General features: G+C 57.3%; 17 protein-coding genes. 16 read left to right on the top strand and 1 reads right to left on the bottom strand.

The annotated features are described in order from the left end of the window. Nucleotides 1-4: 4 nt before the first annotated feature. Nucleotides 5-787 carry a type I methionyl aminopeptidase gene (gene map / locus ACM6IR_RS02755; protein ID WP_414906270.1) on the bottom strand — a complete coding sequence of 261 codons (783 nt, stop codon included), beginning with the start codon at nucleotides 785-787 and terminating at the stop codon, nucleotides 5-7. A gap of 372 nt (nucleotides 788-1,159) precedes the next feature. Here map and rpsB point away from each other — a divergent pair, with 372 nt between their 5' ends. The 16 genes from rpsB (at nucleotide 1,160) to dnaE (ending at nucleotide 19,443) form a co-directional block, all read left to right on the top strand. Then, nucleotides 1,160-1,897: a 30S ribosomal protein S2 gene (rpsB, locus tag ACM6IR_RS02750; protein ID WP_007907989.1), complete on the top strand. Its 738-nt coding sequence runs from the start codon at nucleotides 1,160-1,162 to the stop codon at nucleotides 1,895-1,897. A 192-nt stretch (nucleotides 1,898-2,089) separates the two neighbouring features. Further along, nucleotides 2,090-2,953: a translation elongation factor Ts gene (gene tsf / locus ACM6IR_RS02745; protein ID WP_414906269.1), complete on the top strand. Its 864-nt coding sequence runs from the start codon at nucleotides 2,090-2,092 to the stop codon at nucleotides 2,951-2,953. Nucleotides 2,954-3,162: 209 nt separating this feature from the next. After that, nucleotides 3,163-3,906 carry a UMP kinase gene (pyrH, locus tag ACM6IR_RS02740; RefSeq protein ID WP_003172271.1) on the top strand — a complete coding sequence of 248 codons (744 nt, stop codon included), beginning with the start codon at nucleotides 3,163-3,165 and terminating at the stop codon, nucleotides 3,904-3,906. Next, nucleotides 3,903-4,460, top strand: coding sequence for a ribosome recycling factor (gene frr / locus ACM6IR_RS02735; RefSeq protein WP_007907979.1), 558 nt, complete (start codon nucleotides 3,903-3,905; stop codon nucleotides 4,458-4,460). Before pyrH ends, frr begins: the two co-directional genes overlap by 4 nt. Before the next feature lie 13 nt (nucleotides 4,461-4,473). Beyond that, nucleotides 4,474-5,229 (top strand): polyprenyl diphosphate synthase, encoded by a 756-nt coding sequence (gene uppS / locus ACM6IR_RS02730; protein ID WP_414906268.1) that lies wholly within the window; start codon nucleotides 4,474-4,476, stop codon nucleotides 5,227-5,229. Then, entirely contained in the window at nucleotides 5,229-6,035 is an 807-nt protein-coding gene (locus ACM6IR_RS02725) for a phosphatidate cytidylyltransferase (RefSeq protein WP_414906267.1), read from the top strand. The genes uppS and ACM6IR_RS02725 overlap by 1 nt, the downstream gene beginning before the upstream one ends. Further along, nucleotides 6,032-7,222, top strand: coding sequence for a 1-deoxy-D-xylulose-5-phosphate reductoisomerase (gene ispC, locus ACM6IR_RS02720; RefSeq protein ID WP_414906266.1), 1,191 nt, complete (start codon nucleotides 6,032-6,034; stop codon nucleotides 7,220-7,222). The genes ACM6IR_RS02725 and ispC overlap by 4 nt, the downstream gene beginning before the upstream one ends. 54 nt (nucleotides 7,223-7,276) lie before the next feature. After that, on the top strand, nucleotides 7,277-8,629 hold the full coding sequence (rseP, locus tag ACM6IR_RS02715) for a sigma E protease regulator RseP (RefSeq protein ID WP_414906265.1): 1,353 nt from the start codon (nucleotides 7,277-7,279) through the stop codon (nucleotides 8,627-8,629). Nucleotides 8,630-8,705: 76 nt separating this feature from the next. Continuing rightward, nucleotides 8,706-11,096 carry an outer membrane protein assembly factor BamA gene (bamA, locus tag ACM6IR_RS02710; protein WP_414906264.1) on the top strand — a complete coding sequence of 797 codons (2,391 nt, stop codon included), beginning with the start codon at nucleotides 8,706-8,708 and terminating at the stop codon, nucleotides 11,094-11,096. Nucleotides 11,097-11,141: 45 nt separating this feature from the next. Next, the gene (locus ACM6IR_RS02705) at nucleotides 11,142-11,645 is read left to right on the top strand and encodes an OmpH family outer membrane protein (RefSeq protein ID WP_008028980.1); all 504 of its coding nucleotides are present in this window, start codon (nucleotides 11,142-11,144) and stop codon (nucleotides 11,643-11,645) included. A gap of 3 nt (nucleotides 11,646-11,648) precedes the next feature. Continuing rightward, nucleotides 11,649-12,704: a UDP-3-O-(3-hydroxymyristoyl)glucosamine N-acyltransferase gene (lpxD, locus tag ACM6IR_RS02700; protein ID WP_414906263.1), complete on the top strand. Its 1,056-nt coding sequence runs from the start codon at nucleotides 11,649-11,651 to the stop codon at nucleotides 12,702-12,704. Nucleotides 12,705-12,812: 108 nt separating this feature from the next. Beyond that, nucleotides 12,813-13,253, top strand: coding sequence for a 3-hydroxyacyl-ACP dehydratase FabZ (gene fabZ / locus ACM6IR_RS02695; RefSeq protein WP_008154051.1), 441 nt, complete (start codon nucleotides 12,813-12,815; stop codon nucleotides 13,251-13,253). Beyond that, nucleotides 13,250-14,026, top strand: a complete 777-nt coding sequence (lpxA, locus tag ACM6IR_RS02690; protein ID WP_414906262.1) for an acyl-ACP--UDP-N-acetylglucosamine O-acyltransferase — start codon at nucleotides 13,250-13,252, stop codon at nucleotides 14,024-14,026. The genes fabZ and lpxA overlap by 4 nt, the downstream gene beginning before the upstream one ends. A 2-nt stretch (nucleotides 14,027-14,028) precedes the next feature. Then, nucleotides 14,029-15,159, top strand: coding sequence for a lipid-A-disaccharide synthase (lpxB, locus tag ACM6IR_RS02685; protein ID WP_414906261.1), 1,131 nt, complete (start codon nucleotides 14,029-14,031; stop codon nucleotides 15,157-15,159). A gap of 11 nt (nucleotides 15,160-15,170) precedes the next feature. After that, the gene (gene rnhB, locus ACM6IR_RS02680; RefSeq protein ID WP_414906341.1) at nucleotides 15,171-15,797 is read left to right on the top strand and encodes a ribonuclease HII; all 627 of its coding nucleotides are present in this window, start codon (nucleotides 15,171-15,173) and stop codon (nucleotides 15,795-15,797) included. Between the two features lie 124 nt (nucleotides 15,798-15,921). Then, nucleotides 15,922-19,443 carry a DNA polymerase III subunit alpha gene (gene dnaE / locus ACM6IR_RS02675; protein WP_414906260.1) on the top strand — a complete coding sequence of 1,174 codons (3,522 nt, stop codon included), beginning with the start codon at nucleotides 15,922-15,924 and terminating at the stop codon, nucleotides 19,441-19,443. Nucleotides 19,444-19,575 lie beyond the last annotated feature (132 nt).

Genomic DNA, 19,575 nt, shown 5'->3' with positions numbered 1-19,575 from the left:
CGGATCAGGCCGAAACGCGCGGGATGGTGTCATCGGCGCGCAAGGTGAAGATTTCGTAACCGGTTTCGGTGACTGCCAGCGTGTGCTCCCACTGGGCCGACAACTTGCGGTCCTTGGTGATGGCGGTCCAGCCGTCGCCCAAGACCTTGGTGTCGGCCTTGCCCTGGTTGATCATCGGCTCGATGGTGAAGGTCATGCCGGCCTTCAGTTCCATGCCGGTGCCGGCGCGGCCGTAATGCAGAATCTGCGGCTCTTCGTGGAACACTTTGCCGATGCCGTGGCCACAGAACTCGCGAACTACCGAAAAACCATTCTTTTCAGCGTGCTTCTGGATCACTTCGCCGATATCGCCCAGGCGGCAGCCGGGTTTGACGATTTCGATCGCCTTGTACATGCATTCCTGAGTCACTTGCGACAGGCGCTCGGCCCAGACCGGCACGGTGCCGACGTGGAACATGCGGCTGGTGTCGCCGTGGAAACCGTCCTTGATGACAGTGACGTCGATGTTCAGGGTGTCGCCATCCTTCAGCGGCTTCTCATTCGGAATGCCGTGGCAGACCACATGGTTGATCGAGGTGCAGATCGACTTCGGGTAGCCCTTGTAGTTGAGCGGGGCGGGAATCGCATGCTGCACATTGACGATGTAGTCGTGGCAGATGCGGTCGAGCTCTTCGGTCGTGATGCCTGGCTTGACATGTTCGGCAATCATTTCAAGCACATCGGCGGCCAGTTTGCCGGCGACACGCATTTTTGCGATGTCCTCTGGCGTTTTGAGTGTGACGGTCATACAGGCTCTCTCTGCGCTCGATGGCGCTTTCTAAAACGGAATGGGCGTTGCGCGATCGTTCTTCGCGGCCCCGAAAAAGGCGATTCTAACAGACGAACAGCGCAAATCTGACCCTCTGTGCATCGCTTCTCTCTATAGATTGGCGCATTCTTGAGAGATTCCAAGGGCAATAAGTAGGCGTGCGTCAGGATTTGAGAATCCGGGTTCCGTTTTTTGCAGCCTTGTGATATAAAATGCGCCGCTTTCCGGGGATACCCCGAGAGGCTTAAATCCACACACGTGTCGACACGATGACCTGGGTGCCTTCAGCTGATGCTGCTGGTTGGTCATTGGGATACGTGGAGGCCAAACCCGACTTATTAAGGAACTATCATGTCCCAAGTCAACATGCGCGATATGCTGAAGGCCGGTGTGCACTTCGGTCACCAGACCCGTTACTGGAACCCGAAAATGGGTAAATACATTTTCGGCGCGCGTAACAAGATCCACATCATCAACCTTGAAAAAACCCTGCCAATGTTCAACGAAGCTCTGACTTTCGTAGAGCGTCTGGCCCAGGGCAAAAACAAGATCCTGTTCGTCGGCACCAAGCGTTCCGCTGGCAAGATCGTTGCTGAAGAAGCAGCACGTTGCGGTTCGCCGTACGTCGATCACCGCTGGTTGGGCGGCATGCTGACCAACTTCAAAACCATCCGTGCTTCCATCAAGCGTCTGCGTGACCTTGAAGTACAAGCCGAAGACGGTACTTTCGCCAAGCTGACCAAGAAAGAAGCGCTGATGCGCACTCGCGATCTTGAGAAGCTCGATCGTTCCCTGGGTGGTATCAAGGACATGGGCGGTCTGCCAGACGCTCTGTTCGTTATCGACGTTGATCACGAGCGCATCGCGATCACCGAAGCCAACAAGCTGGGCATCCCGGTTATCGGCGTAGTCGATACCAACAGCAGCCCGGAAGGCGTTGACTACATCATCCCAGGCAACGATGACGCAATCCGCGCTATCCAGCTGTACATGGGTTCGATGGCTGACGCTGTTATCCGCGGTCGCAACCACGTTGCTGGCGGCACCGAGCAGTTCGTTGAAGAAGCTCCGGCAGCTGCAGCTGAGTAATTGACGCCTTGGCGTTGACTCAGTAAGCAAAAAGGGGGCTTGGCCCCCTTTTTGCCACCTCGAAAACCATTTGTCCGGTGGCGCATTTACAGCATTTGTAACTTGCAGCTGCTAACAAGGGTGGTTCGGGAAGAATTGATCGCCCGTTCGATCGGGTGGAATGGTTGAAAACCTATCCAAGAGGATTTTGAAATGGCAGAGATTACTGCAGCGTTGGTCAAAGAACTGCGCGAGCGTACCGGCGAAGGCATGATGGACTGCAAAAAGGCCTTGACCAAGGCCGGCGGCGACATCGAAAAAGCCATTGATGACATGCGTGCTTCGGGCGCCATCAAGGCTGCCAAGAAAGCAGGCAACGTAGCTGCTGAAGGCGCGATCGCTCTTAAGGAAGACGGTAAATCCGCCGTTCTGCTGGAAGTGAACTCGCAGACTGACTTCCTGGCTTTGCAGGACGACTTCAAGGCATTTGTTGCTTCCAGCGTTGAAAAAGCGTTCGCTGACAAACTGACTGACGCTGCTCCGCTGATCGCCGCTCAAGAAGCCGATCGCCTGGTTCTGGTCGGCAAGGTTGGCGAAAACGTCAACATCCGTCGTGTGGCTCGCGTTGAAGGTGACGTTGTTGGTGGTTACCTGCACGGCAACAAGATCGGTGTTGTGGTTGCCCTTAAAGGCGGTAGCGTTGAGCTGGCCAAGGACATCGCTATGCACGTAGCGGCGACCAACCCTGAATTCCTGCTGCCATCGGAAGTTTCCGCTGAAGCGGTCGAGCGTGAGAAAGGCGTGTTCCTGACCCTCAACGCTGACAAGATCGCTGGCAAGCCAGAAAACATCGTTGAAAACATGGTCAAAGGCCGTATCAGCAAGTTCCTGGCCGAAGCCAGCCTGGTTGAGCAGGCGTTCGTCAAGAACCCTGAAATCAAGGTCGGCGAACTGGCCAAGAAAGCCGGCGCTGAAATCGTTTCTTTCACCTACTTCAAAGTAGGCGAAGGCATCGAGAAGCCGGTCGACAACTTTGCTGAAGAAGTTGCTGCCCAGCTGGCTGCCGCCAAGCAATAAGACGGTTTTTAACTGTCGCCCTGAAGAGGCTGCCCGCTTACGCGCGCAGCCTCTTTTCAGATGGGGCACCAATTTTTAATTGGATTCCCTTTGGAACTGGCTTACAAAGCCATGTTCCGATGGTGCTGAAGCAGCGCCAAGCTAGAGTGAACGCCAGCTGAAAACAGCTCGCAAAGAATTTTTAAAATACGCCGCAGGAGAGATTCGCAATGGCTCAGCAGGGCAGTGGTTATCAGGCTCGCTATAAACGCATTCTACTCAAGCTTAGCGGCGAGGCCCTGATGGGCTCGGAAGAGTTCGGGATCGATCCGAAAGTTCTGGATCGCATGGCGCTGGAAGTTGGCCAACTGGTCGGCATCGGCGTTCAGGTCGGTCTGGTGATCGGCGGCGGTAACCTGTTCCGCGGTGCGGCGCTGAGCGCGGCCGGCATGGATCGGGTGACGGGCGACCACATGGGCATGCTGGCCACTGTGATGAACGCCCTGGCCATGCGCGATGCGCTGGAACGTGCCAATATCTCGGCCATCGTGATGTCGGCCATTTCCATGGTAGGCGTGACTGATCACTATGATCGCCGCAAAGCCATGCGCCACTTGAATGCCAAGGAAGTCGTGATCTTCGCGGCCGGCACCGGCAATCCGTTCTTTACCACGGATTCGGCGGCTTGCCTGCGAGCGATCGAAATCGATGCCGACGTCGTGCTCAAGGCGACCAAGGTCGATGGCGTCTACACCGCTGACCCATTCAAAGACCCGCATGCCGAGAAGTTCGATCATCTGACTTACGATGAAGTACTGGATCGCAAGCTGGGCGTGATGGATCTGACCGCCATTTGCCTGTGCCGCGACCACAAGATGCCGTTGCGTGTATTTAACATGAACAAGCCCGGCGCCCTGCTGAATATCGTGCATGGCGGCGCTGAAGGGACCCTGATCGAGGAAGGCCAACAATGATCAACGAAATCAAGAAAGACGCTCAAGAGCGCATGAAAAAATCCGTGGAATCGCTGGCGCACAACTTCGGCCGTATTCGTACCGGCCAGGCGCACCCGAGCATTCTTGAAGGCGTGATGGTGCCGTATTACGGTTCCGACACCCCGATCAAGCAAGTGGCGAACATCACTGTCAAAGACGCCCGTACCCTGCAAGTCGTTGCCTTTGAGCGCAACATGCTGGGTGCCGTCGACAAGGCGATCGGCAGTGCTGGCCTGAACCTCAACCCGACCAACCTGGGTGAGTTGCTGCTGATCTCCATGCCGGCCCTGACCGAAGAAACCCGTAAGGGCTTCACCAAGCAGGCGCGTGATGTCGCTGAAGACGCCCGTGTTGCCGTGCGCAACATCCGTCGTGATGCGAACAGCCAGCTCAAGGATCTGGTCAAGGAAAAAGAAATCAGCGAAGACGAAGAGCGTCGCGCTACGGGCGAAATTGATGATCTGACCAAAAAGTACGTGGCTGAAATTGACGCGAATTTGGCACAGAAAGAAAAAGACCTGATGGCCGTATAAGGGTCGCGTTTCCATGGAAAAGACCAAGCAGACTGTGCCGTCCGCGGTGCCGCGCCATGTCGCGATCATCATGGATGGTAATAATCGCTGGGCGAAAAAACGCTTTATGCCGGGTGTCGCCGGGCATAAAGCGGGCGTAGATGCGGTTCGTGCAGTGATCGAGGTGTGTGCCGAGGCCAAGGTCGAGGTATTGACCCTGTTTGCTTTCTCCAGCGAGAACTGGCAACGCCCGGCCGATGAGGTCAGTGCCTTGATGGACCTGTTCTTCAAGGCATTGCGTCGTGAGGCCAAGCGCCTGAACGAAAACAAGATCAGTTTGCGCATCATTGGCGACCGTTCGCGTTTTCATCCAGAGCTTCAAGCTGCCATGCGTGAGGCCGAAGCCATGACGGCGGGTGCCAATCGTTTCATCCTGCAGATCGCCGCCAACTACGGCGGTCAGTGGGATATAGCGCAAGCTGCGCAGCGTCTGGCGCGGGAGGTTCAGGCCGGGCATCTGCGTCCGGAAGACATCACCCCCGAACTGCTGCAAACCTGTCTGGTGACCGGGGATCTGCCGTTGCCGGACTTGTGCATTCGCACGGGTGGAGAACATCGCATCAGCAACTTCCTGCTGTGGCAGCTGGCTTACACCGAGCTGTACTTCTCCGACCTGTTCTGGCCGGACTTCAAACACGACGCCATGCGCACCGCGCTGGCGGATTTCGCTTCTCGCCAGCGCCGCTTCGGTAAAACGAGCGAGCAGGTCGAGGCTGGAGCCCGGGTTTAATGCTTAAACAACGAATCATCACCGCACTGATCCTGCTTCCGATCGCCCTGTGCGGGTTCTTCCTGCTCGAAGGGTCGGGTTTTGCGCTGTTCATCGGCCTGATCGTAACCCTCGGTGCCTGGGAGTGGGCTCGTCTGGCGGGTTTTACCACCCAGCCAATCCGGGTTGGCTATGCCGCTGTCGTCGCGTTGATGCTGTTCGTCATGTACATCTTGCCGGGGCTCGCGCCCTGGGTGTTGGGTGCCTCGGTGCTTTGGTGGGGCGTTGCGACTTATCTGGTGCTGACTTATCCGCGCTCCAGCGAACACTGGGCAAGCGCTGCCTGCAAGCTGGTGATCGGCCTGCTGATCCTGCTGCCGGCCTGGCAAGGTCTGGTTCAGATCAAGCAGGAGCCTTTGGGTAACTGGTTGATCATGGCGGTGATGGTGCTCGTCTGGGGTGCCGATATTGGTGCGTACTTTTCCGGACGGGCCTTCGGCAAGCGCAAGCTGGCACCGCAGGTCAGTCCCGGCAAGAGCTGGGAAGGCGTGTACGGCGGCTTGCTGTTAAGTCTGGTGATCGCGGCGGTCGTCGGGTTTGTGCGTCACTGGAGCTTCGCCCAGGTGCTGATGGGGCTGATGGGTGCTGCCGTGATCGTGTTCATTTCGGTGGTGGGTGACCTCACTGAAAGCATGTTCAAGCGCCAGTCCGGGATCAAGGACAGCAGCAATTTGCTGCCGGGTCACGGCGGGGTGCTGGATCGCATCGACAGTCTGACGGCAGCGATTCCCGTGTTTGCGGTGTTGCTGTGGATGGCGGCACCATGAGCCGCCCACAACAGATTACCGTCCTGGGGGCGACCGGCTCGATCGGCCTGAGCACGCTCGATGTCATCGCTCGGCATCCCGAGAGCTATCAGGTCTTCGCATTGAGTGGTTTCACCCGTCTGAGTGAGCTGCTGGCGCTGTGTGTGCGACATAGGCCGCGGTTCGCCGTAGTGCCTGAAGCGGGCGCTGCCCGAGCTTTGCAGGACAATCTGCGCTCCGCCGGCCTGTCGACCCGCGTGTTGGTGGGTGAGGAGGGCCTGTGTCAGATCGCCTCCGATCCTGAAGTCGATGCGGTCATGGCGGCTATCGTGGGTGCGGCGGGCTTGCGTCCGACGCTGGCGGCGGTCGAAGCCGGCAAGAAAATTCTCCTGGCTAACAAAGAAGCACTGGTGATGTCCGGTGCCTTGTTCATGCAGGCGGTGCGCAACAGCGGTTCGGTACTGCTGCCGATCGACAGTGAGCACAACGCGATTTTCCAGTGCATGCCGCTGGATTTTGCCCGTGGTCTTGGGGCGGTCGGTGTTCGTCGAATTTTACTCACGGCTTCAGGCGGTCCGTTCCGACAGACCCCTATGGCTGAGTTGACGCATGTGACCCCTGAGCAGGCGTGTGCCCACCCGAACTGGTCCATGGGGCGCAAGATTTCGGTCGATTCGGCCAGCATGATGAACAAAGGCCTCGAGTTGATCGAGGCCTGCTGGCTGTTCGACGCCAAACCGTCGCAGGTCGAAGTGGTGATTCACCCGCAGAGCGTGATTCATTCGCTGGTCGATTACATTGATGGCTCCGTCTTGGCCCAGTTGGGCAATCCAGACATGCGCACGCCGATCGCCAACGCCCTGGCCTGGCCAGAGCGGATAGATTCGGGTGTTGCGCCGCTGGACCTGTTTGCCATTGCGCGTCTCGATTTCCAGGCGCCCGATGAAGAGCGTTTCCCTTGTCTGCGTCTGGCACGTCAGGCCGCCGAGGCTGGTAATAGTGCACCGGCCATGCTTAACGCGGCAAATGAAGTGGCTGTCGCGGCCTTTCTCGACGGGCGGGTTCGTTACCTGGAAATCGCGAGTATCATTGAGGAAGTCTTGAATCTCGAACCGGTGGTTGTGGTGGATGATCTCGATGCGGTGTTCACGGCTGACTCGAAAGCGCGAGTACTGGCCGGGCAATGGCTGAGTCGTCATGGGCGATAGGTACGGCACTACATTGGCCCCATGCAGCACTGAATAGGTTTGCGGAGAAAGTAGATGAGCGCGCTCTATATGATTGTCGGCACCCTGGTGGCATTGGGTGTGCTGGTCACCTTCCACGAATTCGGCCATTTCTGGGTCGCACGTCGCTGTGGGGTCAAAGTGCTGCGTTTCTCCGTGGGCTTTGGTATGCCGTTGCTGCGCTGGCACGACAAGCAAGGGACTGAATTCGTCATCGCCGCGATTCCGCTGGGTGGCTACGTCAAAATGCTCGACGAGCGTGAAGGCGAAGTGCCGGCTGATCAACTTGGTCAGGCCTTCAATCGCAAATCTGTTCGTCAGCGCATTGCTATCGTGGCTGCCGGTCCGATTGCCAACTTTTTGCTGGCGATGATTTTTTTCTGGGTACTGGCAATGGTCGGCAGCGCGCAAGTGCGGCCAGTCATTGGTGCTGTCGAGATTGGAAGTATCGCGGCCAAGGCGGGTTTGAGTCCGGGGCAGGAAATTGTTGCAATCGATGGCGAACCGACTTCCGGGTGGGCTGCGGTCAATCTGCAATTGGTCCGGCGCCTTGGGGAGAGCGGAACCGTTCAGTTGCTGGTTCGTGAGCAGGGCTCGTCGGTGGATTCGCCCCGTGAGCTGGCGTTGGATAAATGGCTCAAGGGTGCCGATGAGCCGGATCCGATTCGCTCACTGGGTATTCGCCCTTGGCGTCCTGCGTTGCCGCCGGTCCTGGCCGAGCTCGATCCGAAAGGCCCCGCCCAGGCGGCGGGCCTGAAAACCGGTGACCGATTGCTGGCGCTTGATGGCAAGCCGCTGGATGACTGGCAGCAGGTGGTCGATTCGGTTCGTATGCGTCCCGATACCAAAATCATGCTGCGCGTCGAGCGCGATGGTGCTCAAATCGACATCCCTGTGACCCTGGCTGCTCGCGGCGAGAGCAAGGCACCCAACGGTTATCTGGGGGCTGGGGTGAAAGCTGTCGATTGGCCGCCAGAGATGATTCGTGAGGTCAGTTACGGTCCGATGGCCGCGATTGGGGAGGGGGCTCGACGCACCTGGACCATGAGCATCCTGACCCTCGATTCGCTCAAGAAAATGTTGTTCGGTGAGCTCTCGGTAAAAAACTTGAGTGGACCGATAACCATTGCTAAAGTGGCGGGCGCTTCTGCCCAGTCGGGTGTCGCTGATTTCCTGAATTTCCTTGCTTATCTGAGTATTAGCTTGGGGGTTCTGAATTTGTTGCCCATTCCTGTACTGGATGGGGGGCATTTGTTGTTTTATCTGATCGAGTGGACGCGTGGTCGTCCCTTGTCGGATCGGGTGCAGGGTTGGGGGATGCAGATCGGTATCAGTTTGGTGGTCGGGGTGATGTTGCTTGCTCTGGTCAATGATTTGGGCCGTCTGTAACACAATTCGCTGAATTGCGAATCTGCCGCATTTTGCGGCAGTTTGTTTATTGCCAGTTGGAATAAGAAAGGACTTCATGAAACGTCTGCTGCTAACTGCGGTTCTCACCGTATTGATGATCGCCGAAGTTCACGCCGAGTCCTTCACTATCTCTGATATTCGCGTCAATGGCCTCCAGCGGGTCTCCGCGGGTAGCGTTTTTGGTGCTTTACCGTTGAACGTCGGTGAACAGGCGGATGATCGTCGCCTGGTGGAATCCACTCGTGCGCTGTTCAAAACCGGGTTCTTTCAAGATATCCAACTGGGCCGCGAAGGCAACGTCCTTGTCATCACGGTAGTCGAACGTCCGTCAGTTGCCAGTATCGAGATCGAGGGTAACAAGGCGATCTCCACTGAAGACTTGATGAAAGGCCTCAAACAGTCCGGTCTGGCCGAAGGCGAAATCTTCCAGCGCGCCACCCTCGAAGGTGTGCGTAACGAACTGCAGCGCCAATACGTCGCTCAGGGGCGCTACTCGGCTACCGTCGACACCGAAGTGGTGCCGCAGCCGCGTAACCGCGTTGCGCTGAAGGTCAACATCAACGAAGGCACCGTCGCGGCTATCCAGCACATCAACGTGGTGGGTAATACCGTTTTCCCTGATGAAGACCTGATCGACCTGTTCGAACTCAAGACCACTAACTGGCTGTCGTTCTTCAAGAACGATGACAAGTACGCTCGTGAAAAACTTTCCGGTGACCTGGAGCGTCTGCGTTCCTACTACCTGGATCGTGGCTATATCAACATGGATATCGCTTCGACCCAGGTGTCCATCACCCCGGACAAGAAACACGTCTATATCACTGTCAACGTCAACGAAGGCGAGAAGTACACCGTTCGTGACGTCAAGCTGAGCGGCGACCTGAAAGTTCCTGAAGACCAGGTCAAGTCCCTGCTTCTGGTGCAGAAAGGCCAGGTGTTCTCGCGCAAGTTGATGACCACCACCTCCGATCTGATCACCCGTCGTCTGGGTAACGAAGGCTATACCTTCGCCAACGTCAACGGCGTGCCACAGCCGCACGATGAAGATCACACCGTAGACATTACTTTCGCTGTCGATCCGGGCAAGCGTGCTTACGTCAACCGCATCAACTTCCGTGGCAACACCAAGTCCGAAGACGAAGTGCTGCGTCGTGAAATGCGTCAAATGGAAGGTGGTTGGGCTTCGACCTACCTCATCGACCAATCCAAGACCCGTCTTGATCGTCTGGGCTTCTTCAAGACAGTCAACGTCGAAACTCCGGCCGTACCGGGTGTCGATGACCAGGTTGATGTCAACTATAGCGTTGAAGAACAGGCTTCCGGTTCGATCACCGCCAGTATCGGTTTTGCCCAGAGCGCCGGTCTGATCCTTGGTGGTTCGATCACGCAGAACAACTTCCTGGGTACCGGTAACAAGGTCAGTATCGGCTTGACCAAAAGCCAATACCAAAGCCGTTATAACTTCGGTTATGTCGACCCGTACTGGACTGCTGATGGCGTGAGCCTGGGTTACAACGCGTTCTATCGCACCACCGACTACAAAGACCTCGATGTCAACGTAGCCAGCTACGCCGTAGACAGCCTGGGTGCCGGTGTCAGCGTCGGTTACCCGATCAGCGAGACTTCGCGTCTGACGTTTGGTTTGACTGCGCAACAAGACAAGATCAAGACCGGTCTTTACACCGTCGACGAAATCTTCGACTTCGTTAACCAGCAAGGTGACCAGTACCTCAACTTCAAGGCATCGGCCGGCTGGTCTGAATCCACCTTGAACAAAGGTGTGCTGGCGACCCGCGGTCACTCCCAAAGCCTTACCGCGGAAGCCACGACCCCTGGCAGCGACTTGTCGTTCTTCAAGCTCGATTACCGCGGTCAATTGTTCCAGCCGTTGTCTGAAAACTACACCATGCGCCTCCACACCGAACTGGGTTATGGCGATGGTTATGGTTCAACTGATGGCTTGCCATTCTATGAAAACTACTATGCTGGTGGTTTCAACTCGGTTCGTGGCTTCAAGGATAGTACGTTGGGGCCGCGCAGTACCCCGAGTCGTGGCCAGTCTGTGACGGGTAACGTCGGTACTCAAGCCGACCCTGACCAGGATCCGCTGCCGTTCGGTGGTAACGTTCTGATCCAGGGTGGTGTCGAGCTCCTGTTCCCACTGCCGTTTGTTAAAGATCAACGCTCCTTGCGTACTTCCGTATTCTGGGATGTGGGTAACGTATTTGACTCCAAATGTTCGGACACTGTTAACACCAACGGCACCAAGTCCAATACGCAGTGCACCGACATCAGCCTGAGCAATATGGCCAGCTCTGTCGGTGTAGGCGTGACATGGGTCACCGCACTGGGTCCTCTGAGCTTCGCCTTGGCGATGCCAGTCAAGAAACCGGACAGCAATGCCGAGACTCAAGTGTTCCAATTCTCCCTCGGCCAGACGTTCTAAGCGTCTGCCCCAAGATAATGACAATGAATTTTGTAGGAGTGCATCGTGCGTAAGTTGACTCAATTGGTTCTCCTGGCAACCGTTCTGGTCGCAGGTCCGGCTTTTGCCGACATGAAAATCGCCGTTCTGAACTATCAGATGGCTCTGCTGGAGTCCGACGCGGCCAAAAAATACGCCGTGGATGCCGAGAAAAAATTCGGTCCTCAGCTGACCAAGCTCAAGACGCTGGAAAGCAGTGCCAAGGGTATTCAGGACCGCCTGATGGCCGGTGGCGACAAAATGCAACAAGGCGAGCGTGAACGTCTTGAGCTGGAATTCAAGCAAAAGGCCCGTGACTTCCAGTTCCAGTCCAAGGAATTGAACGAAGCCAAAGCCGTTGCCGACCGTGAAATGCTGAAGCAGCTCAAGCCGAAACTGGACAGCGCTGTGGAAGAAGTCATCAAGAAAGGTGCTTTTGACCTGGTCTTCGAGCGTGGCGCAGTGATTGATGTCAAACCTCAGTACGACATTACTCGCCAGGTTATCGAGCGCATGAATCAGCTGAAGTAATCCATGACAGCGACTATTAAGCTCGGCCAGTTGGCCGAGTTCCTCGGCGCCACGCTACGTGGCGACCCGGAGAAAGAAATTACTGGGCTAGCCACTTTACAAGAGGCTGGCCCAGCTCAGTTGAGCTTTCTGGCAAACCCTCAATACCGTAAGTACCTGGCTGACAGCCGGGCGGCAGCCCTGTTGCTGAAGGCTGTTGATGCTGAAGGTTTTACCGGTAATGCCCTGGTGGTGCCTGATCCCTATCTGGCCTATGCGCGGGTCTCCCATCTGTTCGATCCCAAGCCCAAGGCCGCGGCCGGTATTCATCCGACAGCCGTAGTGGCGGCGGATGCAGTGGTTGATCCGACAGCAAGTATTGGTGCCTTTGCGGTGATCGAAAGCGCAGCACGTATTGCTGGGGGCGTGACTGTTGGCGCGCACTGCTTCATCGGTGCCCGTTGCGAAATTGGCGAGGGCGGCTGGCTCGCCCCGCGAGTCACGCTCTACCACGATGTTCGCATAGGCAAACGGGTGGTGATTCAGTCGGGTGCGGTACTGGGCGGCGAAGGTTTCGGTTTTGCCAACGAGAAAGGTGTCTGGCAGAAAATCGCTCAAATCGGTGGTGTCCTGGTCGGTGACGACGTCGAAATTGGCGTTAATACTGCTATCGACCGTGGTGCCCTGGCCGATACCGTTCTTGGTAATGGCGTGAAGCTCGACAATCAGATTCAGATTGCCCATAACGTCCAGATCGGTGATCACACCGCCATGGCTGCGTGCGTGGGGATTTCCGGCAGCACCAAAATCGGCAAGCATTGCATGCTCGCCGGTGGCGTAGGGCTGGTGGGGCATATCGAAATTTGTGACAACGTTTTTATAACCGGAATGACCATGGTCACTCACTCGATTACCGAGTCGGGTTCATATTCCTCCGGTACGGCGATGCAACCGGCTGCCGAGTGGCGCAAAAGCGCAGCACGCATCCGTCAGCTCGATGACATCGCGCGGCGTCTGCGACAGCTGGAAAAGCGTGTAGGGGAAGTGACCCCTGACGGTAATGCTTCATCAGATGGCTGAAACCATTTCCATATCAAGTGTGCACAGCCACTAGACTGCCTCCTTGATTTGCTAGAGGGGTGCGCGTCAGTCGCGCGCTCCCAATCTTTACATAGGCTTCCCCCCGAAATGATGGACATCAACGAGATTCGCGAATACCTGCCTCACCGTTACCCGTTCCTGCTGGTGGACCGGGTCGTGGATCTGGATGTGGAAGGCAAGCGCATTCGCGCCTACAAGAATGTCAGCATCAACGAACCGTTCTTCAATGGTCACTTCCCTGCGCATCCGATCATGCCGGGTGTATTGATCATCGAAGCGATGGCTCAGGCTGCCGGTATCCTTGGCTTCAAAATGCTCGACGTGAAGCCTGCCGACGGCACGCTTTACTACTTCGTCGGCTCCGACAAGCTGCGTTTTCGCCAGCCCGTCACCCCTGGTGATCAGTTGATCCTCGAAGCCCGCTTCATCAGCTGCAAGCGCCAGATCTGGAAGTTCGAATGCCAGGCCTCGGTCGATGGCAAACCCGTCTGCTCCGCTGAAATCATCTGCGCGGAACGCAAACTATGAGTTTGATTGACCCTCGCGCAATCATCGATCCGACGGCCATCCTGGCCGACGACGTCGAGGTCGGCCCCTGGTCGATCATCGGCGCAGGTGTGGAAATAGGCGAGGGGACAGTAATCGGGCCGCATGTGATTCTCAAGGGCCCGACTCGAATCGGTAAGAACAATCGCATCTACCAGTTTTCTTCGGTAGGCGAGGACACCCCCGATCTGAAATACAAGGGTGAAGAAACCCGTCTTGTCATCGGTGACCACAACGTCATTCGCGAAGGCGTGACGATTCACCGTGGCACCGTTCAGGACCGTTCGGAAACGACTTTGGGTGATCACAACCTGATCATGGCCTATGCCCACATTGGCCACGACAGCGTTATTGGCAATCACTGCATCCTGGTTAACAACACCGCACTGGCCGGCCACGTGCACGTTGAAGATTGGGCGATCCTGTCCGGTTTTACCCTGGTTCACCAGTATTGCCACATTGGCGCCCACAGCTTTTCCGGTATGGGCACTGCCATTGGCAAGGATGTTCCTGCGTACGTCACGGTATTCGGCAACCCGGCCGAAGCGCGCAGCATGAACTTCGAAGGCATGCGCCGACGCGGTTTTAGCGAAGATGCGATTCACGCCCTGCGTCGTGCCTACAAGGTGGTTTACCGCCAGGGCCTGACGGTCGAACAGGCGCTTGCCGAATTGGCTGAACCCTCGGCTCAGTTCCCGGAAGTCGCGGTGTTCCGTGATTCCATCCAGTCTTCGACTCGCGGCATCACGCGTTAACCATGGCCAATCTGCGTATTGCGCTGGTAGCGGGTGAGGCTTCCGGTGACATTCTGGGTGCGGGACTCATGCGTGCGCTCAAGGCTCAGCATCCGGCAGTCGAGTTCATAGGGGTCGGCGGCCCGCTGATGCAGGCTGAAGGCCTGGTCTCGTACTTCCCGATGGAGCGTCTCTCTGTCATGGGACTGGTGGAAGTACTGGGCCGGTTGCGCGAGCTGCTGGCTCGGCGCAAGAAGCTGGTCGCAGACTTGATCGCCGAAAAGCCGGACGTGTTCATCGGTATCGATGCCCCGGACTTCAACCTCAATATCGAGCTCAAGCTGCGTCAGGCCGGGATCAAGACTGTGCATTACGTCAGCCCGTCGGTTTGGGCCTGGCGGCAGAAACGCGTGCTAAAGATTCGCGAAGGCTGTGATCTGATGCTGACGTTATTCCCGTTCGAAGCAAAATTCTACGAAGAGAAGGGCGTCCCGGTACGGTTTGTCGGGCACTCCCTGGCCGATGCCATCCCACTGGAAGCTGATCGTGCGGCGGCGCGAGCCGAACTTGGCTTGCCTGACGGGCCGTTGGTCGCGCTGATGCCTGGCAGTCGTGGGGGCGAAGTCGGTCGACTGGGCGCGTTGTTCCTCGATACTGCCCAGCGTTTGCGAGCCATGCGCCCAGGCGTGCGGTTCGTGATGCCTTGCGCCAGCCCCGAGCGCCGCGTGCAGCTTGAAGCGTTGCTGGCTGGCCGCGATCTGCCACTGACCTTGCTCGATGGCAAATCCCACCTGGCCCTGGCGGCCTGCGACGCGGTGTTGATCGCCTCGGGAACCGCCACGCTGGAAGCTCTGTTGTACAAACGGCCGATGGTGGTCGCTTACCGTCTGGCGCCGCTCACGTTCTGGATCCTCAAACGCATGGTGAAGAGTCCATACGTTTCGCTGCCGAACTTGCTGGCCCAGCGTCTGTTGGTGCCGGAGTTGCTGCAGGACGATGCGACAGTTGAAGCGCTGGCTCAGACACTGTCGCCATTGATCGAAGGCGGCGAAGAACAGACGCGTGGCTTCGACGAAATTCACCGCACCTTGCGTCTCGACGCCTCCAATCAGGCTGCGGATGCAGTACTGAGGCTGATCGGCCAAGTACAATGAGTAAAACACGTATGCAAATGGGGCTGGATTTCACCTTGGTCGCTGAAGTTGAAGAATTGGTTGCGGGTGTTGACGAAGTCGGTCGCGGCCCGCTTTGCGGCGCCGTCGTGACAGCCGCGGTGATCCTCGATCCGAACCGTCCGATCCTCGGCCTGAACGATTCGAAGAAGCTGACTGAAGCCCGCCGTGAAAAGCTCTACGACGAAATCTGCGAGAAAGCCCTGAGCTTTTGCATCGCCCGCGCCGAAGTCGAAGAAATCGACGAGCTGAATATTCTGCATGCCACCATGTTGGCCATGCAGCGTGCGATCGAAGGGCTACACATTCAGCCGAAGCTGGCAATGATCGACGGCAACCGCTGTCCGAAACTGTCCATGCGCGCCGAAGCGGTGGTGCAGGGCGACGGCAAGGTGCCTGCGATCGCCGCCGCATCGATTCTGGCCAAGGTCAGTCGTGACCGTGAAATGGCTGCTTTCGAATTGATCTATCCGGGTTACGGCATCGGCGGCCATAAAGGCTACCCGACACCCGTTCATCTGGAAGCCCTGGCCCGCTTGGGGCCAACCCCGATTCACCGGCGCTCGTTCGCCCCTGTACGTTTGGCGTATGCGGCCCGGGAAGGCTTGATCGAGAGTTAGTCGCAAGGCTGATGTTTTTGCCAAGGCCCGGTACAATCCGGCGTTTTAAAGCGTACCAAGCGCAGTCGCTTTAAACGCCGGATTTCCGGGCCTTGTTGTCTTCACGTTCACAGACAGGATCACTATGCCGGCTTCATTCGTACATCTACGCCTGCACACTGAATATTCCCTCGTCGACGGTCTGGTGCGGATCAAGCCGCTGGTCAAGACCCTGGTCGGCATGAACATGCCTGCCGTTGCGGTTACCGATCAGAACAACATGTGTTCCCTGGTCAAATTCTATAAAGCCTCAATGGGCGCGGGCATCAAGCCAATCTGCGGTGCTGACCTGTGGCTGTCGAACAAGGATCCGGACAACGCCCTGAGCCGGATCAGCCTGTTGGCCATGAACGCCGTCGGCTATCGCAACCTCACCGAACTGATCTCTCGCGGCTTCATTGACGGCCAGCGTAATGGCTCGGTCATCATCGAGCGCGAGTGGGTGGCCGAGGCCAGCGAAGGCTTGATCATGCTGTCGGCGGCGAAAGAAGGTGAGATTGGCCTGGCCATGCTCAGTGGCAATCCGGCCGAAGCGGAAAACCTGGCTCGCGAGTGGATGGCGGTGTTCCCGGATCGCTTCTATCTGGAAATCCAGCGCACCAACCGCCCCAACGACGAAGAGCAATTGCACGGCGCCGTGGCGCTGGCCGAGAAAATTGGTGCACCGTTGGTCGCGACCAACGATGTGCGCTTCATCAAGCAGGAAGACTTTGCTGCCCACGAAACCCGCGTTTGCATCGGTGAAGGCCGCGCCCTCGACGATCCGCGGCGCTCGAAGAATTACAGCGATCAGCAGTACCTCAAAAGCGCCGAGGAAATGGCCGAGTTGTTCAGCGACATTCCAGAAGCGCTGGAAAACACCGTTGAAATCGCCAAGCGCTGCAACATCGAAGTGAAGCTGGGCACTCACTTCCTGCCCAATTTCCCGATCCCCGATGGCATGACCATCGATGAGTATTTTCGCAAGGTATCATTCGACGGCCTGGAAGATCGACTTTCCGTTCTGCTGCCCAAGGACACCACCGAAGACTACGAAGCCAAGCGACAGGTCTACGTCGATCGGCTGAATTTCGAGCTGGATATCATCATCCAGATGGGGTTCCCCGGTTACTTCCTGATCGTTATGGACTTCATCCAGTGGGCCAAGAGCAACGGCGTGCCGGTAGGGCCTGGCCGTGGGTCGGGTGCCGGGTCGCTGGTGGCCTATGTACAGAAGATCACCGACCTCGACCCGCTGGAATATGACCTGCTGTTCGAACGTTTCCTTAACCCGGAACGGGTATCGATGCCCGACTTCGACGTCGACTTCTGCATGGATGGCCGTGACCGCGTGATTGATTACGTGGCCGAGAAATACGGCCGCAACGCGGTGAGCCAGATCATCACCTTCGGCTCCATGGCCGCCAAGGCTGTGGTCCGGGACGTGGCGCGGGTGCAGGGCAAGTCTTACGGTTTGGCGGATCGTCTGTCGAAGATGATTCCGTTCGAAGTCGGCATGACCCTGGAAAAAGCCTACGAGCAGGAAGAAATTCTGCGCGACTTCATCAAGGTCGATGAGGAAGCCGCCGAAATCTGGGAAATGGCCCGCAAGCTGGAAGGCGTTGTGCGTAACGTCGGCAAGCACGCCGGTGGTGTGGTGATCGCACCGACCAAGCTGACGGACTTCTCGCCGATTTATTGCGACGAAGCCGGCGATGGTCTGGTAACCCAGTTTGACAAAGATGACGTTGAAGCGGCCGGTCTGGTGAAGTTCGACTTCCTCGGTCTGCGGACCCTGACGGTCATCGATTGGGCACTGAAAACCATCAACCGCGACCGCGCCAAGGTGGATGAGCCGCCGCTGGACATCGCATTCATCCCGCTGGATGACAAGCCGACTTACCAGTTGCTGCAAAAAGCTGAAACCACCGCGGTGTTCCAGCTCGAGTCGCGCGGCATGAAAGAGCTGATCAAAAAGCTCAAGCCCGACTGCCTGGAAGACTTGATTGCACTGGTGGCCCTGTTCCGTCCGGGCCCGTTGCAATCGGGCATGGTTGACGACTTTATCAACCGTAAGCACGGTCGTGCCGAGCTCGCGTACCCGCACTCCGACTACCAGTACGAAGGCCTGAAACCGGTTCTGGCTCCGACTTACGGCATCATCCTGTATCAGGAACAGGTGATGCAGATTGCCCAGGTCATGGCCGGTTATACGCTCGGCGGAGCGGACATGCTGCGTCGGGCCATGGGTAAGAAAAAACCCGAAGAAATGGCCAAGCAGCGCGGTGGTTTTATTGAAGGTTGCAAGACCAACAATATCGAAGCCGATCTTGCCGGTAACATTTTCGACCTGGTAGAAAAATTCGCCGGTTACGGCTTCAACAAATCCCACTCCGCCGCTTACGGTCTGGTGTCGTACCAGACGGCATGGCTGAAAACACACTATCCGGCGCCGTTCATGGCCGCGGTACTGTCGGCGGATATGCACAACACCGACAAGGTCGTGACCTTGATCGAAGAAATTCGCACCATGAAGCTGCGTCTCGACGCGCCGGATGTGAATACTTCGGAGTTCAAGTTCACGGTGAATGACGAAGGCCGGATCATTTACGGCCTCGGCGCGATCAAGGGTGTGGGCGAAGGACCGGTCGAAGCGATTACCGAAGCGCGTCAGGAGGGACCATTCAAAGACCTGTTCGATTTCTGCGCCCGTGTCGACCTCAAACGTATCAACAAGCGCACCCTGGACGGTTTGATCCGCAGCGGTGCGCTCGATCGTCTGGGCCCGTATTTCCATGACGAACCGAAGGCCTATCAGGCGAGCATCGACCAGAATCGTGCGGTCTTGCTGAACGCGATGGAAGGGGCAATCAAAGCCGCTGAACAAACCGCTCGCACTCACGACAGTGGCCATGCCGACCTGTTTGGCGGGTTGTTCGTCGAGGCAGACGCTGATGTCTACGCCAATCATCGCAAGGCAAAAGAGCTGACCCTCAAGGAGCGTCTCAAAGGCGAGAAAGACACCTTGGGTCTGTACCTGACCGGTCACCCGATCGACGAGTACGAAGGTGAGATCCGCCGCTTTGCGCGTCAGCGCATCATCGACCTGAAACCGGCTCGGGATACTCAGACCGTCGCGGGCATGATCATCGCGCTGCGGGTGATGAAGAACAAAAAGGGCGACAAGATGGGGTTCATCACCCTTGATGACCGCTCCGGGCGGATCGAAGCTTCGCTGTTCGCCGATGCGTTCCATTCGGCGCAATCGCTGTTGCAGACCGACGCGATGGTGGTGGTCGAAGGTGAAGTCAGCAACGACGACTTCTCTGGCGGCCTGCGGTTGCGGGTCAAGCGGGTGATGAGCATGGAAGATGCACGCACGAACCTGGCCGAAAGCCTGCGTTTGAAGTTGCAGACCCAGGATTTGAAAGGCGATCAGCTACGCTGGCTGGGCGAGTTGTTCAAGCGTCACCGTGGCGCGTGCCCCATCACCATGGAATACACGAGTCCCGATGCGAAGGCCTTGCTGCAGTTTGGCGAGACTTGGCGAATCGATCCGGCGGATGCCTTGATTCAAGCACTGCGTGACCAGTTCGGGCGAGACAACGTCTTCCTCCAATACCGTTGACGGTCAGGTGCCATTGTTGTGGCCCGATCGTGACCAGAATTTTTTAATCTCGACCTGAACGCGCCTCTCCCTTAAGGTAGGCGCGAATAGACAACCGGCCGACCCAAGCTCACTTGGACGTCGACCCAAGAC

Origin of the sequence: Pseudomonas sp. IT-P253 (assembly GCF_949768125.1) — a bacterium.
GTDB lineage: Bacteria > Pseudomonadota > Gammaproteobacteria > Pseudomonadales > Pseudomonadaceae > Aquipseudomonas.
The sequence above is the reverse complement of the archived record's forward strand: the minus strand, read 5'-3'. Positions and strand labels throughout refer to the sequence as shown.

What these genes read in the sequence shown, in the direction of transcription:
- fabZ (WP_008154051.1), top strand. Translation starts at nt 12,813, where the DNA reads ATGATGGACATCAACGAGATTCGCGAATACCTGCCTCACCGTTACCCG.
- rpsB (WP_007907989.1), top strand. Translation starts at nt 1,160, where the DNA reads ATGTCCCAAGTCAACATGCGCGATATGCTGAAGGCCGGTGTGCACTTC.
- frr (WP_007907979.1), top strand. Translation starts at nt 3,903, where the DNA reads ATGATCAACGAAATCAAGAAAGACGCTCAAGAGCGCATGAAAAAATCC.
- tsf (WP_414906269.1), top strand. Translation starts at nt 2,090, where the DNA reads ATGGCAGAGATTACTGCAGCGTTGGTCAAAGAACTGCGCGAGCGTACC.
- uppS (WP_414906268.1), top strand. Translation starts at nt 4,474, where the DNA reads ATGGAAAAGACCAAGCAGACTGTGCCGTCCGCGGTGCCGCGCCATGTC.
- map (WP_414906270.1), bottom strand. Translation starts at nt 787, where the DNA reads ATGACCGTCACACTCAAAACGCCAGAGGACATCGCAAAAATGCGTGTC.
- dnaE (WP_414906260.1), top strand. Translation starts at nt 15,922, where the DNA reads ATGCCGGCTTCATTCGTACATCTACGCCTGCACACTGAATATTCCCTC.
- ispC (WP_414906266.1), top strand. Translation starts at nt 6,032, where the DNA reads ATGAGCCGCCCACAACAGATTACCGTCCTGGGGGCGACCGGCTCGATC.
- bamA (WP_414906264.1), top strand. Translation starts at nt 8,706, where the DNA reads ATGAAACGTCTGCTGCTAACTGCGGTTCTCACCGTATTGATGATCGCC.
- lpxD (WP_414906263.1), top strand. Translation starts at nt 11,649, where the DNA reads ATGACAGCGACTATTAAGCTCGGCCAGTTGGCCGAGTTCCTCGGCGCC.
- lpxA (WP_414906262.1), top strand. Translation starts at nt 13,250, where the DNA reads ATGAGTTTGATTGACCCTCGCGCAATCATCGATCCGACGGCCATCCTG.
- ACM6IR_RS02725 (WP_414906267.1), top strand. Translation starts at nt 5,229, where the DNA reads ATGCTTAAACAACGAATCATCACCGCACTGATCCTGCTTCCGATCGCC.
- lpxB (WP_414906261.1), top strand. Translation starts at nt 14,029, where the DNA reads ATGGCCAATCTGCGTATTGCGCTGGTAGCGGGTGAGGCTTCCGGTGAC.
- rnhB (WP_414906341.1), top strand. Translation starts at nt 15,171, where the DNA reads ATGCAAATGGGGCTGGATTTCACCTTGGTCGCTGAAGTTGAAGAATTG.
- pyrH (WP_003172271.1), top strand. Translation starts at nt 3,163, where the DNA reads ATGGCTCAGCAGGGCAGTGGTTATCAGGCTCGCTATAAACGCATTCTA.
- rseP (WP_414906265.1), top strand. Translation starts at nt 7,277, where the DNA reads ATGAGCGCGCTCTATATGATTGTCGGCACCCTGGTGGCATTGGGTGTG.